This window comes from Streptomyces sp. NPDC101132, from assembly GCF_044759225.1.
Taxonomy (GTDB): domain Bacteria; phylum Actinomycetota; class Actinomycetes; order Streptomycetales; family Streptomycetaceae; genus Streptomyces.
This window is the reverse complement of record NZ_JBIVYX010000001.1, coordinates 700,232-714,469: the sequence shown is the minus strand read 5'-3', so window position 1 is coordinate 714,469 and position 14,238 is coordinate 700,232. Positions and strand designations below refer to the sequence as shown.

13 protein-coding genes are annotated in these 14,238 nt (G+C 73.0%); 6 read left to right on the top strand and 7 right to left on the bottom strand.

What is annotated here, in order from left to right; translation table 11 throughout:
• Window positions 1-9 precede the first annotated feature (9 nt).
• The 5 genes from ACIQUR_RS03210 to ACIQUR_RS03190 all read right to left on the bottom strand — a co-directional run bounded on the left by ACIQUR_RS03210 (window position 10) and on the right by ACIQUR_RS03190 (window position 6,544).
• On the bottom strand, window positions 10-783 hold the full coding sequence (locus tag ACIQUR_RS03210) for an SDR family NAD(P)-dependent oxidoreductase (RefSeq protein ID WP_403657335.1): 774 nt from the start codon (window positions 781-783) through the stop codon (window positions 10-12).
• A complete protein-coding gene (locus tag ACIQUR_RS03205; protein ID WP_403657332.1) occupies window positions 780-1,949 on the bottom strand; it encodes an MAB_1171c family putative transporter in 1,170 nt (389 codons plus the stop codon). The genes ACIQUR_RS03210 and ACIQUR_RS03205 overlap by 4 nt, the downstream gene beginning before the upstream one ends.
• Complete coding sequence (locus tag ACIQUR_RS03200) at window positions 1,939-2,469, bottom strand: hypothetical protein (protein WP_403657329.1); 531 nt, start codon at window positions 2,467-2,469, stop codon at window positions 1,939-1,941. Before ACIQUR_RS03200 ends, ACIQUR_RS03205 begins: the two co-directional genes overlap by 11 nt.
• Window positions 2,470-3,045: 576 nt before the next feature.
• The gene (locus ACIQUR_RS03195) at window positions 3,046-5,511 is read right to left on the bottom strand and encodes a Tex family protein (RefSeq protein ID WP_403657327.1); all 2,466 of its coding nucleotides are present in this window, start codon (window positions 5,509-5,511) and stop codon (window positions 3,046-3,048) included.
• A gap of 145 nt (window positions 5,512-5,656) precedes the next feature.
• Entirely contained in the window at window positions 5,657-6,544 is an 888-nt protein-coding gene (locus ACIQUR_RS03190) for a hypothetical protein (RefSeq protein ID WP_403657324.1), read from the bottom strand.
• Between the two features lie 705 nt (window positions 6,545-7,249).
• On the opposite strand from ACIQUR_RS03190, the gene ACIQUR_RS03185 reads away from it, so the two are divergent.
• The 4 genes from ACIQUR_RS03185 to ACIQUR_RS03170 all read left to right on the top strand — a co-directional run bounded on the left by ACIQUR_RS03185 (window position 7,250) and on the right by ACIQUR_RS03170 (window position 11,254).
• The gene (locus tag ACIQUR_RS03185) at window positions 7,250-8,401 is read left to right on the top strand and encodes a HEAT repeat domain-containing protein (protein WP_403657322.1); all 1,152 of its coding nucleotides are present in this window, start codon (window positions 7,250-7,252) and stop codon (window positions 8,399-8,401) included.
• An 87-nt stretch (window positions 8,402-8,488) separates the two neighbouring features.
• Entirely contained in the window at window positions 8,489-9,079 is a 591-nt protein-coding gene (locus ACIQUR_RS03180) for a DinB family protein (protein WP_403657319.1), read from the top strand.
• A 544-nt stretch (window positions 9,080-9,623) separates the two neighbouring features.
• Window positions 9,624-10,583 (top strand): GlxA family transcriptional regulator, encoded by a 960-nt coding sequence (locus tag ACIQUR_RS03175; protein ID WP_403657316.1) that lies wholly within the window; start codon window positions 9,624-9,626, stop codon window positions 10,581-10,583.
• Between the two features lie 35 nt (window positions 10,584-10,618).
• Window positions 10,619-11,254: a DJ-1/PfpI family protein gene (locus ACIQUR_RS03170; RefSeq protein WP_403657313.1), complete on the top strand. Its 636-nt coding sequence runs from the start codon at window positions 10,619-10,621 to the stop codon at window positions 11,252-11,254.
• 106 nt (window positions 11,255-11,360) lie between these two features.
• On the opposite strand, the gene ACIQUR_RS03165 is transcribed toward ACIQUR_RS03170, so the two are convergent.
• Window positions 11,361-12,155 (bottom strand): enoyl-CoA hydratase/isomerase family protein, encoded by a 795-nt coding sequence (locus tag ACIQUR_RS03165; protein ID WP_403657310.1) that lies wholly within the window; start codon window positions 12,153-12,155, stop codon window positions 11,361-11,363.
• Window positions 12,156-12,230: 75 nt separating this feature from the next.
• Here ACIQUR_RS03165 and ACIQUR_RS03160 point away from each other — a divergent pair, with 75 nt between their 5' ends.
• Window positions 12,231-12,959 carry an HdeD family acid-resistance protein gene (locus ACIQUR_RS03160; RefSeq protein WP_403657307.1) on the top strand — a complete coding sequence of 243 codons (729 nt, stop codon included), beginning with the start codon at window positions 12,231-12,233 and terminating at the stop codon, window positions 12,957-12,959.
• 130 nt (window positions 12,960-13,089) lie between these two features.
• Window positions 13,090-13,539 (top strand): ATP-binding protein, encoded by a 450-nt coding sequence (locus ACIQUR_RS03155; RefSeq protein WP_403658013.1) that lies wholly within the window; start codon window positions 13,090-13,092, stop codon window positions 13,537-13,539.
• A gap of 101 nt (window positions 13,540-13,640) precedes the next feature.
• Here the strand turns inward: ACIQUR_RS03155 and idi are convergent, their stop codons facing one another.
• Window positions 13,641-14,237, bottom strand: coding sequence for an isopentenyl-diphosphate Delta-isomerase (gene idi / locus ACIQUR_RS03150; protein WP_403657304.1), 597 nt, complete (start codon window positions 14,235-14,237; stop codon window positions 13,641-13,643).
• Between the last annotated feature and the right edge of the window lies 1 nt (window position 14,238).

The following is a 14,238-nucleotide window of genomic DNA, read 5'->3' as shown; positions in this document are numbered from 1 at the left end:
GTCCGCCCGTCAGACCCCCGCCGGGGGCCTGCGCGTACGGGCCATCCGGCGCGCCACCAGGTTCCGCGGCAGATGCCGCACCGCCTGCGCGTACACCCGGTACCGCCAGCCGGTGATGCTCAGCGGCCGCCGCAGGGCCAGGTCGCGCAGCGCCCGGGCCACCACCGCGTCCGCCTCCAGCCACACCGCGTCCCGCAGCGCGCTCACGTCCATCCCGGCACGCTCCTGGAACTCGGTCCGGGTGAAGCCCGGCACCACGGCCAGCACCCGCACCCCGTACGGCTCCAGGTCCACCCGCAGCGATTCGCTGAAGGCCGTCACCCAGGCCTTGGCCGCGCCGTACGTCCCCGTCGGCAGCAGCCCCGCCACCGAGGCCACGTTCAGCACCGCACCGCGGCGCCGCTCCCGCAGCCCCGGCACCACCGCGTGGGTCAGCCGCAGCGGCACCCGGACCAGCAGGTCCAGCATCCGCTCCTCGTCCTCGACCGGGCTGTACGGGAACGGCGCCGACAGCCCGAAGCCCGCGTTGTTGACCAGTACGTCCACCGGCCGCCCGGCATCCGCCAGCCGCGCCTCGACGGCCCCCCGCGCCACCGGGTCCAGCAGATCCGCCGGCAGCACCTCCACGAACACCCCGAAGCCGTCCCGCAGCTCCCCGGCCACGGCCTCCAGGCGCGCCTTGTCCCGGGCGACCAGCACCAGGTCGCAGCCCTTGGCGGCGAATCCGCGCGCGAAGGCCGCGCCGAGGCCGGCGCTGGCCCCGGTGATCAGAACGGTGGTCACGACAGTTCCACTTCCGGTGCGAAGGACAGGGTGGCCGGGCCGGCGTAGGCGTCGGCCACGTCGACGAGGAAACGTTTCTCGCTCTCAAGGTCGCTGCCGTCGATCGCCGCCGCGGTGAAGGTGGACGCGCCCGGCTGCAGCCCCTCGGCCTTCGCCCGCCGCGCCTCCTTGATCACGCAGGCCAGCACGGCCGCCTCGCAGCGCGGATGCGGCACGCCCGCCGCCGCGACGTGCTCGCGGGCCAGCTCCGGGACGCCCGGAGCCACGTACTCGTTCAGCATCAGGATCGCGTCCCGCGTCTCGATCACCTTGCGGTAGACCAGCAGGTCGCGGGCGACCGGCGGCCACACCAGCTCCAGCAGCCGGGACGCCCGCGGCTTGTGCAGCGCCACGTGCGGCACCGCCTCCACCAGGTCCCGCCACAGCGGCCACAGCTGCCACGCCGTGGACACGTCACCCGCGGTGCGGCGCAGCACGTACAGCGTCGGTACGAGGATGGCCGCGGCCCGCAGCAGGCCGTGCACGTTCATCAGCAGCGGCAGCGCCGGCAGCGCCCAGGTGGACCCGAGCGTGGCCTTCAGGAGGTAGACGAACCAGAACAGCCCCGCCAGCGCCGTGCCCAGCCCGAACAGCCGCAGCCCCGCCGCCAGTCCGGGGCTGTTCGTGCGCCGCCCGTACCGCCAGCACACGAACACGCAGACCGTGTTCGCCAGCAGGTGCGCGAACATCAGCGTCAGCCAGTACGCCAGCGAGGGCACCGGATCCCCGCCGGGCGGCATCCCGTGCACCGTGTGCGGCGGGGCCAGCAGGTCGAGGGCCGCCATCGCGCCCAGCAGCACCACCGTCATCACGCACGAGGCGAGCTGGAGGTTGCGCCCCCGGGTGGTCGTGGCCACGAAGTACAGCACCGCGCCCGCCGACAGCACGCCCGTCAGGTTCCGCGTGAGGCCCACCGCGTGGGCGTAGTCCGGATACTGCGCCGCCGCTTCGAGCACGGCCGGCAGGTTCAGCGTCATCGCGGCGGCCGCCGTGGCCACCGCCAGCCACAGCCCGCGCTGCAGCGGGTCGCGCACCGCCGAGGGCGCCCGCAGCAGCACGGCCGCCCACAGCACCACCACACTCGGCACGGCGAGCCAGTCGCCGATCGCCATCAGCTCATCCGCCATGGGACAGCCTCACCGCGACGGGGGCCAGCCGCATGCCGCTCTGGGGCGCCCGCACCCCCATCGCCGACTCCAGCTTCTCCAGCGTCCCCTGGGGCGCGGCCGCCGGGGCGAGCCCGGACTGGATGCGGATCATGCTCGCGAGCATCTCCGCCTCCTGCTCCTGCCGCGTCGTGTAGTTGGTCCGGCCCAGGATCACCGGGGTGTCGCCGGCGACGTCCTCGCCCTCCAGCGAGTTGTGGCCGAACAGGATGTGGCCCAGCTCGTGGAGCACGATGTGCTCCTGGTGCAGCCGCGAGGTCTGGGCCTCGTAGAAGACGTAGTCCACGGTGGCCGTGCCGACCCAGAGGCCACACACCCCTGACTCGGCCGCCTCCTTGGGCAGCGGGTGCAGCTTGATGGGACGGCCACGCCGGTCGGCCACGCGGGCGCACAGCCCGTCGAGGGAGAACGGGTGCGAGAGGTCGAGCTGGCCGAGAATCGCCTCGCATCGTTTGCGCAGTTTGAGTTGCCCGTATGGCATGTGTTCCCTCTTCGAACCCTTCCTCGGGCAGCGTCGATAGGCATGTGGGGAGAGTGTCATGACGTCCTGAGCCTTCAAGGCGGCCTCTGGGAGTGTGGTCCTCAGGGGAGTACGGGGTGCCGTCCCCCGACCATTGCGGACGGTCTCACCGTCATCCCTACAGATCTTGCTGCCCAGTTGGCAAGACCCACCCGAAGCCGACGGATCCGTTCAAGCCACCTGTTCCCGTGGGGAACCGGAGTACGGGCGCGACGCGTTGCCCGGGAGGCAAAACACGCGGGCCGGGGCGCGGAACCCGCAGGTCCCGCACCCCGGCCCGGAGAAGGGTCGTGCGCCGGCCGGTGCGTCGGTGCGTACGCCGGCCGGTGCGTCGGTGCGTCGGCGCGTACGCCGGCCGGTGCGTCGGCCGCCCGTACGTCATCCGTACGTCCGCCCGTACGCGGCACGGGGCGCTCGGGCGCGTACGGGCGGGGCCGGAGCCGGCCCGCGTGCCCGGCTCCCGCTGTGTGCCCGGCCCGCGCCCGTGTGCCCGGCTCCCGCCGCGCGCCCGGCCCGCGCCCGCGTGCCCGGCCCCGCTCAGCGCCGGCCGCGGCCCTCCTGGTCGCCCGTCAGGCCGGCACGGCGCAGGGCGTCCGCCATCGCGCTGTTCGCCGGCGCGGGAGCGGAGTCCCGGCGCGCACCGCCCCGGCCGCCGGCCCCGCCCCCGCCGCGCTGCTGCGGCGGGCGGCCGCCCTGGCCACCCCGGTCACCGCCACGCCCGCCGCGGTCACCACCCCGGTCACCGGCGCGGTCGCCACCGCGCCCACCCCGGTCGCCCCGCTCGCCGCGGCCCGGCGCGCCCCCGGACTGGTCCGCGCCCACCTCGTCGTCCAGGCGCAGCGTCAGCGAGATCCGCTTGCGCGGGATGTCCACGTCCATGACCTTCACCCGCACGATGTCGCCCGGCTTCACCACGTCCCGCGGGTCCTTCACGAACGTCTTCGACATCGCCGAGACGTGCACCAGACCGTCCTGGTGGACGCCGATGTCCACGAACGCGCCGAAGGCCGCCACGTTCGTCACCACGCCCTCCAGCACCATCCCCGCCGCCAGGTCGCCGATCTTCTCCACGCCCTCCTTGAAGGTGGCCGTCTTGAAGGCCGGACGCGGGTCGCGCCCCGGCTTCTCCAGCTCCCGCAGGATGTCCGTCACCGTCGGCAGGCCGAAGGCCTCCGTCACGAACTCGTCCGGCCGCAGCGACCGCAGCACCGACGTGTTCCCGATCAGCGAGGCCACCTCGCCGCCCGCCTTCTTCCCCATCGCCCGCACCACCGGGTACGCCTCCGGGTGCACGCTGGAGGCGTCCAGAGGGTCCTCGCCGTCGCGGATCCGCAGGAAGCCCGCGCACTGCTCGTACGCCTTCGGGCCCAGCCGCGCCACGTCCTTCAGCGACCTCCGGCTGCGGAACGGCCCGTTCGCGTCGCGGTGGGCCACGATGTTCTCCGCCAGGCCGCCGCTGATGCCGGACACCCGGGCGAGCAGCGGGGCGGAGGCGGTGTTCACGTCCACGCCCACGCCGTTCACGCAGTCCTCGACCACCGCGTCGAGCGAGCGCGACAGCTTCACCTCGGACAGGTCGTGCTGGTACTGGCCGACGCCGATCGACTTCGGGTCGATCTTGACCAGTTCGGCGAGCGGGTCCTGCAGGCGGCGGGCGATGGACACCGCGCCGCGCAGCGAGACGTCCAGGCCGGGCAGCTCCTGGGAGGCGAAGGCGGAGGCCGAGTACACCGACGCGCCCGCCTCCGAGACCATCACCTTCGTCAGCTTCAGCTCCGGGTGCCGGGCGATCAGGTCGGCGGCCAGCTTGTCGGTCTCGCGCGAGGCCGTGCCGTTGCCGATCGCGACCAGCTCGACCGCGTGCTCCTTCGCCAGCCGCGCCAGCTTCGCGAGGGACTCGTCCCACTTGTTGGCCGGGACGTGCGGGTAGACGGTGTCCGTCGCCACCACCTTGCCGGTGGCGTCGACCACGGCCACCTTCACGCCGGTGCGGTAGCCCGGGTCCAGACCGAGCGTGGCGCGCGTACCGGCCGGGGCGGCCAGCAGCAGGTCGCGCAGGTTCGCCGCGAAGACCCGCACCGCCTCGTCCTCCGCCGCCTGCCGCAGCCGGAGCCGCAGGTCGATGCCGAGGTGCACCAGGATCTTGGTGCGCCAGGCCCACCGCACCGTGTCCGCCAGCCACTTGTCGCCGGGACGGCCCCGGTCCGCGATCCCGAAGCGGTGCGCGACCATGCCCTCGTACGAGGACGGGCCCGGCGTCTCGGACGGCTCCTCCGGCTCCAGCGTGAGGTCGAGGACCTCCTCCTTCTCGCCCCGCAGCATGGCGAGCACCCGGTGCGAGGGCAGCGCCGTGAACGGCTCCGCGAAGTCGAAGTAGTCGGCGAACTTCGCGCCCGCCTCCTCCTTGCCGTCCCGCACCTTCGCCGCGAGCCGCCCCCGCGTCCACATCCGCTCGCGCAGCTCGCCGATCAGGTCGGCGTCCTCGCCGAAGCGCTCGGTCAGGATCGCCCGCGCCCCATCGAGGGCGGCGGCCGGGTCGGCCACTCCCTTGTCCGCGTCCACGAACGCGGCCGCCGCCACCGCCGGTTCCACCGACGGGTCGGCCAGAAGGCCCTCGGCGAGCGGCTCCAGCCCGGCCTCGCGCGCGATCTGCGCCTTGGTGCGCCGCTTGGGCTTGAAGGGCAGGTAGATGTCCTCCAGACGGGCCTTGGTGTCGGCCGCCAGGATGCGGGCCTCCAGCTCGGCGTCGAGCTTGCCCTGCTCCCGTACCGAGTCGAGGATCGCCCTGCGCCGGTCCTCCAGCTCCCGCAGGTACCGCAGCCGCTCCTCCAGCGTGCGCAGCTGGGCGTCGTCGAGCATCTCGGTCGCTTCCTTGCGGTAGCGAGCGATGAACGGCACCGTCGAGCCGCCGTCGAGCAGCTCGACGGCGGCCTTCACCTGCCGCTCCCGTACGCCGAGCTCCTCGGCGATCCGGCCTTCGATGGACTGGGTGGCTGCCGTCACGTTCCGTTACCGCCTTCTCGCTGAACTTGAGGTCAGCATTGTGGCAGGTGCGGTGCAGGGGAGGGGTAAGGCGGGCGGGAGCGGGTTGGTGGGGTCGGGCGGGCCGGTGGGTGGGTTGGTGGGGTCGGGCGGGCCGGTGGTGGGGTCAGCCCTTGCCGAGGAGACCGGCGGGGAAGGCCCCGGCCGTCACCAGCCCCATGACGAAGCCCTGGCCCAGCTCCGTGAGGCGGGCCACGCCCTCGGCGCCGAGGTGTGCGTACGGGGCGAGGTCGAGCGCGTCGGTACGGTCCTCCAGCTCCGCACGCAGCCGGACGCCCGCCTCCGTCAACTCCCCCTCGGGGCCGAGGAGTCCGCGCCCGCGCAGCCGCTCGGCGGCCGCGTCCAGGTCGTCCTGGCTCCAGCCGCGCGTGCTGAGCAGCCAGCGCGTCGACATGCCCTTGCCGGTCGCGGTGTGGCTGACCAGGGCCTCGACCGGGTCCAGGCCCGCGGCCAGCAGGGCCGCGAGGTGCCCGTCGCCGCGGTGCTCGCGCAGCAGGGTCGCGGCGTGCCAGTACGCGAGGTGCGGCTCCTCGGGGACCGGGAGGTCGGCGTGCGCCGCGTACAGGGTGCGGGCGGGCCGGGTGCAGCCTTCGGCGGCGCGCAGCGCCAGCCCGGCGGCCTCGGCCAGCTCCGGGGAGCCGATCACCTCGTCGCCGAGCAGCCGCCGCAACGACGCGTCGGCGACCCGCAGCCGCGTGGCCAGCACCTCCTCGGGGGAGGCCACGGCCCAGGCGGCGGGCAGGTGCCGGCTGATCATGTCGTGGCTGAAGTTGTAGAAGGCGGCGGCCACGGCCCCCGCTCCCACGGCCCCCATCGCGGCGGCCCGGCCCACGAGATAGGCCGCGTTGTGGTCCTCGAACCCGAGCGCCGCGAACTCCTTGGCGTACTCGGGCGAGAAGTAGTGCGCCGAGTGGAACGGGTTGACGGCGGAGTGATGACACCGCCGCGCGTCGCGGGCGGAGGGGGTGGGGGTCGTGGTGGGGGTCGTGGTCATGGGGGGCACGTTACCGACTGGTTGGTATGGGGGGAAGGGCGCGCGGAGCGGCACCGGGGGCGGGCCGGGGCATCCCACACCCGCGCCCGGCGCCGGGGTGGGCCGGGGGCATCCACAGCGGCCCTGTCTTGGATGGGTTCCTGGAGCCACCCGCCACTTGAGGGTGTTTCCGGGGCGGGGCGGCCCGTCAAGGGCGCTCCGCTGCGCTCCGCGTCGCCTTCGGCGATTCCACTTCGTTCCACCCTTGACCGCCCACCCCGCCCCGGGGGTACGACGAGTGGCGGGAGGCTCCAGGAGGGACGGTCAGGGGGCAAAGCCGAGAGCCGGCCGGCGGCCATGGGAGCGTGCCCGGCGGCTCCGCCCCCCGGCGGACGGGCGGGAGCCCGGCATCGGCTCCCGATCTCCAGTGCCGGGGCGGAGGCCCGCCCCACGGGGCGGACGCACCACCGTCCGTAGGCCCACCAGTCGGCATAGCGGCCCCCGGGCCGCCTGTGCCCCTTCATAAGCCGCCCACGATCGCTACGCGCTCCTGCCTCGTGGCGGCGGACGGGCCGTCTTGGGCCGGAGGGCCGCCTAGGGTGCCCGGTCACCGCCGTGGAGGAAGGCAGTGCCAAGCTTTTGGCCCCTGTCTTGAACGGGGCCAGGCTGCCGGGCTGGATCGGGGCAGCGACTTCGCACTCCAACTCCTGCTGAAACAATCCCCTGATGACCGACTACCGTGACGCAGTCCTCCACCTGTGGGGGCGCCAGCTCTACGAGCGTCAAGGCGAGCCACTCGCCTGGGCGAAGGCGGTCCTGGAGGCCACCGGTCGCCCTCCGGCCGCCGTCACCGCAGCGATGTCCGGCCGGCTCGACGCCCTTGCTGATGCCCCATCGGAGTGCGCATGGCTGCTGTTCCGCACGGTTGCCAAGTTGGCCGCGAACCTGCGGGGCGACGGCCGCTACGACGCGGACGTCGGCACCCGAATCGGCCCACTGGCCTTGTGGTTGGGCGAGCTCGAACCAGCGATCTCCGGCCCGCTCGGGGACGCACTCGGTCCGCCGCCGGACGGGCCGACATCCCTCGTTGCGGTCCACGCCGCCGGGTTGAGCGGGAACCGCGCGATCCGGCTGCGGGCGGTCGACGCCCTGCTGGAGTGGGCCGAGCTCGGCCATCCGCAGGCCCGGGCCGCCCTGTCCGAGGTCGCTTCCGACCACCGTGCGCAGGACGTCGCCGTCTGGACCAAGGCACTCAACCGAATTGCCCTGTTCGGCGATGCGAGCGTCGAACCAGGCCTACTGCGCGCGCTCGCCGACACGGGACACCGTGGAGTGCGGTGGTCGGCGCTCGCCTGTGCCGAACTCGGCTTCCACCGGGCCGTTCCGCTGATCATCCCCCTGCTGGAGCATCCGGATCCGATGGTCCGCGAGGGTGCCTGCGAGGCGCTCGGCCTCCTGGAGGATCATGCTGCGGTGCCCGCTCTGACGTCCCGACTGAACGACGAGACCAACTGGGTCCGCAGCAGGGCCGCCCTGGCGCTCGGCCAAATCGGCGGCGACCTGGCACTTGCTGCGCTCTGGCAGGCCATGATGGAACGCCGAGACCCAAAGGCCCATCATCTCGCCTCAGCGATTGCCAGTTTCCGTTCGAATGTGGTGGAAGACCTCATCGTCCTCACCACCAATCCCGACCCGGATCTTCGAGCACTTGCCTGCCGCGCTCTCGGCGCCACTGCCGACGACCGGGCCCTGCCGGCGCTGGAACGCCTCGCCTCCCACGACCTGGCCAGAACCACCCTCGGCGGCCTCGTGGCAACCGCCGCCAAGCAGGGACTGCGGACTGCGCACCGCCTTCGCGCACGCACCGCATCGACCTGACCGCTCAGGGCTGATCTGTCACGACGAGGCCTGGCACCGGGCGAGGTCGGCCATCGCTTCGACCGGTGGGAAATACGCGGTGATGGGATGGCAGAGTCGGGAGTCGAATGGTGTGAACTGAGGAGGGCGATGAGCGTGGCAGGCGGTGGGTGGCAGGGGTTGGCCCTGGGCCTCTTCCGACGAGTTCGGGTTGAACTAACGGAGTCGGTTGAGGGCTTGGCAGAGGACGAACTCAACTGGCGGCCGTCGTCCGACGGCAACAGCACGGCTTGGCTCGTCTGGCACATCGCGCGAGGTCAAGACCGCAACCTCTCCGAGGTCATCGGAAAGCCCCAACTCTGGTTGGCTGAGGGGTGGGCTGACCGGTTCGACCGGCCCGCGGACCCGTCCGACACAGGATTTGGTCACTCGACGGAGGAAGCCCACGCCTTCCTCAGCCCGGGTGGCCCTCTCCTGCTCTCCTATCTCGATTCCGTGCATGAACGGGCGGAGAACTACTTGTCGTCCGCCCCGGCGGAAGACCTGCACCGCATCGCGCCCAGCCCGACACTCGGCACCGCCGATACCGTCGAGGTCCGTATTCAGGGCCAGATCGCGGACTCCTTCGCCCACCTGGGCCAGATCGGCACCCTCCGGGGCCTGATGCCCAAGTCCCACGAGCCGGCCGACAGCCGCTGAGACGAGAGAAGCGCGTAGTGGTCGTGGGCGGCTTATGTCCAGCCGCAACGGGCCCGGTTGTCGCGTGACGGCAGGAGCGCGTAGCGATCGTGGGCGGCTTATGAAGGGGCACGGCCGGCCCGGAGGTCGCTGAGACGGGCGGGGGGCCTACGGACGGTGGTGCGTCCGCCCCGTGGGGCGGGGCCGGACCCCGGTGCCGGGTGCACGCGCCTGGTACCGGAGTGCATGAGGTGTCCCCAAGGCCGTTTTCCTGGGGTTGTCCGCCGAGGTCTTTGTCTTCCGGGCCGGGGTGGCCTGTCAAGGGTGGAACGAAGTGGAATCGCCGCAGGCGACGCGACGAAGGAGCGCCCTTGACAGGGTGCCCCGGCCCGGAAACCCTCGGTCGGCGGACGGCCCCGAATACCGCCACCTCCCCGACACCGGCCCGCTGGATGCCGCCTCCCGTACTGCCGCCCGCCCCATCCACCACCCCCCGGGAACCCATGGCAGGAAAGGTGGGAAGCCCGTCGTTGCGGCCATCTCGTGACCACCCCACGATGAAGACATGGCGAAGCGAACCGTGCTGGTCGTGCTCTTCGACGACGTGCAGAGTCTTGATGTCAGCGGGCCCGTGGAGGTGTTCGCCGGGGCCTCCGTCGGGCGCCCCGGTGCCGGTTACGAGATCCGTACCGCCTCCCTCGGCGGAGCACCCGTACGCACCTCCAGCGGTCTCACCCTGGTGCCCGACCTCGACCTCGCCGACGCGCCCCGCCCGCACACGCTCCTCGTGCCCGGCGGTCCCGGCACGCGGAACTTCGACCCGCGCCTGACCGACTGGCTGCGCGAGCGGGGCCCGGGCACCCCGCGCCTGATGTCCGTGTGCAGCGGCGCCCTGCTGCTGGCGGCGGCCGGGCTGCTCGACGGGCGCCGCGCCACCTCGCACTGGACGGTCTGCGAGCAGCTGGCCCGCGAGCACCCGGACGTCGAGGTGGACCCGGACCCGATCTTCGTGCGCGACGGCAACGTCGCCACCTCGGCCGGGGTCACGGCGGGCATCGACCTGGCCCTCGCCCTGGTCGAGGAGGACCACGGGCGGGACCTCGCGCTGAGCATCGCCCGCCACCTGGTCGTCTACCTGCGCCGACCCGGCAACCAGGCGCAGTTCAGCGCCCAGCTCGCCGCGCAGACCGCACAGCGGGAACCGCTGCGCGACGTCCAGCGGTGGATCGGCGAGCACCCGGGCGCCGATCTGTCCGTCGAGGCGCTCGCCGCCCGCGCACGGCTGTCACCGCGCCACTTCGCCCGCGCCTTCCAGGCCGAGACGGGGGTGACCCCCGGCCGGTACGTGGAACGGATCCGGATCGAGCACGCCCGGCGGCTGCTGGAGGACAGCACCGACGGGATCGCGCAGATCTCGCGTACCTGCGGCTACGGCACCCCCGAGGCGCTGCGCCGCGCCTTCGTGAAGACCCTGGGCCAGTCGCCGGCGGAATACCGCCGCCGCTTCAGCCCCACGTCGCGGTAGCGACGACACCAACTCACCCACCAGGAGGACCCACCGTGCAGATCGCGATCGTGCTCTTCGACCGCTTCACCGCCCTCGACGCAGTCGGCCCCTACGAGATCCTCAGCCGTCTCCCGGGCTCCGAGACGGTGTTCGTCGCCGAGGAGGCCGGCCCGGTGCGCAACGACAACAGCTCCCTCGCCCTGATCGCCGACCGCACCCTCGCCGACGTCCCGAGCCCCGACATCGTCATCGTGCCCGGCGGACCGGGTCAGACCCCGCAGATGGAGAACACCGTGCTGCTGGACTGGCTGCGCGCCGTCGATGCCACCAGCACCTGGACCACCTCCGTGTGCACCGGATCGCTGCTGCTCGCCGCGGCCGGGCTGCTGAAGGGGCGCCGCGCGGCTTCGCACTGGCTGGCCCTGGAGACGCTCCGCGGCTACGGCGCCGAGCCGACCGGCGAACGCGTCGTGACCGACGGCAAGTACGTCACCGCCGCCGGCGTCTCCTCCGGCATCGACATGGGCCTGACGCTGCTCGGCCGCATGGCGGGCGACCGCACCGCCCAGGCCGTCCAGCTGCTCACGGAGTACGACCCCCAGCCCCCGTACGACGCGGGCTCGCCCGACAAGGCGCCTGCCGACCTGGTCGAGGAGTGGCGCGCCAAGTCCCGTTTCGTGCTCCAGTAGGACGGACCCCCGGCAGCACAGCACATCAGCAGCACAGCACAGCACCGCAGCAGCACAGCACCCCAGCAGCACAGCTCCCCACCAGCACCGACCGTCCGGACGGGGGTCAGACGGTCCAGGTGAAGCGGGGCGCCCTGCGCTCCAGGAAGGCGGCGACACCCTCCGCGGTGTCGTCGCTTCCGCGCGCCTGCTCCGCCCAGTACGCGTCGCGGTCGGTGCGGCCGTTGGCGAACTCCTTCGCCGCGGCCTGCGTGAGCTGCGAGCGGGACGCGAGGGTACGGGTGAACTCGCCGACCCGCTTGGCCAGTTCGCCGCCCGGCAGCACCTCGTCCACGAGCCCCGTCCGCAGGGCCCGCGGCGTGTCGATCAACTCACCCGAGAACAGCAGGTACTTGGCGGTGGACGGACCGACGAGGTCCGCCAGCCGGCGCGTGGAGGCGGACGGGTAGACGATGCCGAGCTTCGCCGGGGTGATCCCGAAGGCCGCGCCCTCCTCGGCGAACCTGAGGTCGCAGGCCACCGCCAGCTGGCAGCCGCCGCCGACGCAGTAGCCACGGATCGCGGCGATCGTCGGCTTGGGGAACGCGGCCAGGGCCTCCTCGGCGGCCAGTGCCAGCCGCTGCGGGGCGTCGTCGTCGCGCAGGCCGGAGATGTCCGCCCCGGCGCAGAAGGTCTCGCCGGCGCCGGTCAGCACCAGGGCACGTACCGCCGGGTCGGCGGCCAGCTCGTCGAGGAGTCCGGGCAGCCGGGCCCACATCGCCGCGGTCATGGCGTTCCGCTTCGCGGGGTGCGCGATGACGACGGTGGCCACCCCGTCGGTCACCGAGTGCCTGAGCTCGGCCTCCGGGCGGGGCGGCGGCGTGTCCCGGCGCTCGTCCTGACGCTCTTCCTGGCGGTCCATGCGCCGGATGCTATCCCGGCCGGCCGCTCCTATGATCAAGGGAGTCCGGCGGGGGGTCTGGGAGGAGACGTGCCGATGGCCCCTGACCGAGTCGACCGCCCCGCGAACGGCAACCACCCCGTCGATGGCGGCACCACGCCGGGAACGCCAGGAACCCCGGGAACGCCAGGCACCCTCACCCCCCCCACCCAGGACGAGGCCCGCGCGCAGGGCCGGCGGCTGCGGCGCAGCTTCGGGCTGCTCGCCGCGCTCGGGGCGGTGCTGGTCGTGGCCGGTCTGGTCGGCCTCGTCTACACCGGCGTGGCGACGCTGACCTCGATGTTCCTGTTCGGCTGGCTGCTGCTGCTCGGCGGCGTGGTCGGGCTGGTCCAGGCGCTCCAGTCGCGCAAGAGCAACTTCTTCTGGCTCGCCGTGGTGGTGGCCGCGGTGAACCTGGCCGCCGGCTTCGTGATCCTGCGCCGCCCCGAGGCGACCGCCGAGGCCCTGACCATGTTCGCCGCCCTGCTGTTCCTCGTCGGCGGGGTGTTCCGGCTGGTGGGCGCCCTGGTGGTGCGGGGGCCGCAGTTCGGGCTGGCGCTGGTGCAGGGCGCCTTCGGGATCCTGCTCGGCTTCCTCGTACTCAGCCGCTGGCCGGGCGACAGCCTGTACGTGATCGGTACGTTCTTCTCGATCGCCCTGCTCTTCGACGGGCTGAGCCTGCTCGCCGTGAGCCTGGGCGCGCGCAAGGCGCTGAGCCTGGCGGACAGCCCCGGCGCGGTGGCCGGTAAGGGTGGCGCGGAAGATCAGGAGCGGTCGAACAACTGACGCTGTCATAAGCCAGCGGTCAAAAGGTGTCCGAATGGCGCTGACTTCTGGTCAGGCTCCCGGCCCGGTCCCTCTCCTTCCCCACCCTTGAGCTGTGGAGACGATCGAGCGTGAAGACGGGGGCCGGGACATGGACGCACCACCCCCGACCGTGCCCCCCACATTTGAGGGAGTCTGGCGGTTCACCGCACCCGCCACTGAAGAATCCGTTCCGCAGGCCCGCCGCGCCGTACGTGACCTGCTCGCCCGACAGGCCGTCGCGGCCTCGGAGGACCTGGTCTACTCGCTGCTGCTGATCGTGTCCGAACTGGTCACGAACTCGGTGCGGCACGCGGCCCTGCTCTCGCCCGAGGTGGCCGTCGAGGTGGCCATCGGCGCGGCCTGGGTACGGGTGGCCGTCGAGGACAACCACCCGTACCGGCCCAAGGCCCTGGAGGCGGATTTCGGCCAGACCGGCGGCCGGGGCCTGCTGCTCGTCCGGGAGATCACCGCGCTCTCCGGCGGCACCTGCGACGTCGAGCACACGGCCGGGGGCGGCAAGGTCATCTGGGCGGCCCTGCCGCTGACCGCGATGCTGTGAGGGCACGGTGTGCCGAGGCACACGTCCGCCGGGCCGAGCCCACCGCGCCCCGGCCTCACAGCCCACCCGGCCCGGGCCTCACAGCCCACCCGGCCCCGGCCTCACCAGCCCGCCGCGTCCCCCGTCAGCTCGCGGATCGCGGGACGCGCCGCGTCGAGCACGGTCATGAACCACGCGGAGAACGGGTCCTCGGCGTGCCGCTTGACCAGTTCGTCCGCGGTGACGAACGCGGTGTCGGCGATCTCCTCCGGATCCGGTCGCACCGCCGCCTGCGCGAGTCCCACGAACAGGTGGTTGTACTCCTGCTCCACCAGACCCGACGCCGGGTCGGGGTGGTTGTAGCGGACCGTGCCGGCCTCCGCGAGCAGCGAGGGCGACAGCCCCAGCTCCTCGTACGTGCGCCGGGCCGCCGCGGCGAACGGCGACTCACCCGGGTAGGGGTGGCCGCAGCAGGTGTTCGACCAGACGCCGGGGGAGTGGTACTTCCCGAGGGCCCGCTGCTGGAGCAGCAGCCGCCCCTTCTCGTCGAAGAGGAACACGGAGAAGGCCCGGTGCAGCCGGCCGGGCGCCTGGTGCGCGGAGAGCTTCTCCGCGGTGCCGATGGTGTTGCCCGACTCGTCGACCAGTTCGAGCATGATCGGCTCGGGGGCGGTGCCGTTGGACGCGCTGCTCGCGGCGGTGGCTGAGGTGATCGGCATA

What these genes read in the sequence shown, in the direction of transcription:
- ACIQUR_RS03205 (WP_403657332.1), bottom strand. Translation starts at nt 1,949, where the DNA reads ATGGCGGATGAGCTGATGGCGATCGGCGACTGGCTCGCCGTGCCGAGT.
- ACIQUR_RS03165 (WP_403657310.1), bottom strand. Translation starts at nt 12,155, where the DNA reads ATGGACCGCCAGGAAGAGCGTCAGGACGAGCGCCGGGACACGCCGCCG.
- ACIQUR_RS03160 (WP_403657307.1), top strand. Translation starts at nt 12,231, where the DNA reads ATGGCCCCTGACCGAGTCGACCGCCCCGCGAACGGCAACCACCCCGTC.
- ACIQUR_RS03180 (WP_403657319.1), top strand. Translation starts at nt 8,489, where the DNA reads ATGGCAGAGTCGGGAGTCGAATGGTGTGAACTGAGGAGGGCGATGAGC.
- idi (WP_403657304.1), bottom strand. Translation starts at nt 14,237, where the DNA reads ATGCCGATCACCTCAGCCACCGCCGCGAGCAGCGCGTCCAACGGCACC.
- ACIQUR_RS03175 (WP_403657316.1), top strand. Translation starts at nt 9,624, where the DNA reads ATGGCGAAGCGAACCGTGCTGGTCGTGCTCTTCGACGACGTGCAGAGT.
- ACIQUR_RS03190 (WP_403657324.1), bottom strand. Translation starts at nt 6,544, where the DNA reads ATGACCACGACCCCCACCACGACCCCCACCCCCTCCGCCCGCGACGCG.
- ACIQUR_RS03200 (WP_403657329.1), bottom strand. Translation starts at nt 2,469, where the DNA reads ATGCCATACGGGCAACTCAAACTGCGCAAACGATGCGAGGCGATTCTC.
- ACIQUR_RS03185 (WP_403657322.1), top strand. Translation starts at nt 7,250, where the DNA reads ATGACCGACTACCGTGACGCAGTCCTCCACCTGTGGGGGCGCCAGCTC.
- ACIQUR_RS03155 (WP_403658013.1), top strand. Translation starts at nt 13,090, where the DNA reads ATGGACGCACCACCCCCGACCGTGCCCCCCACATTTGAGGGAGTCTGG.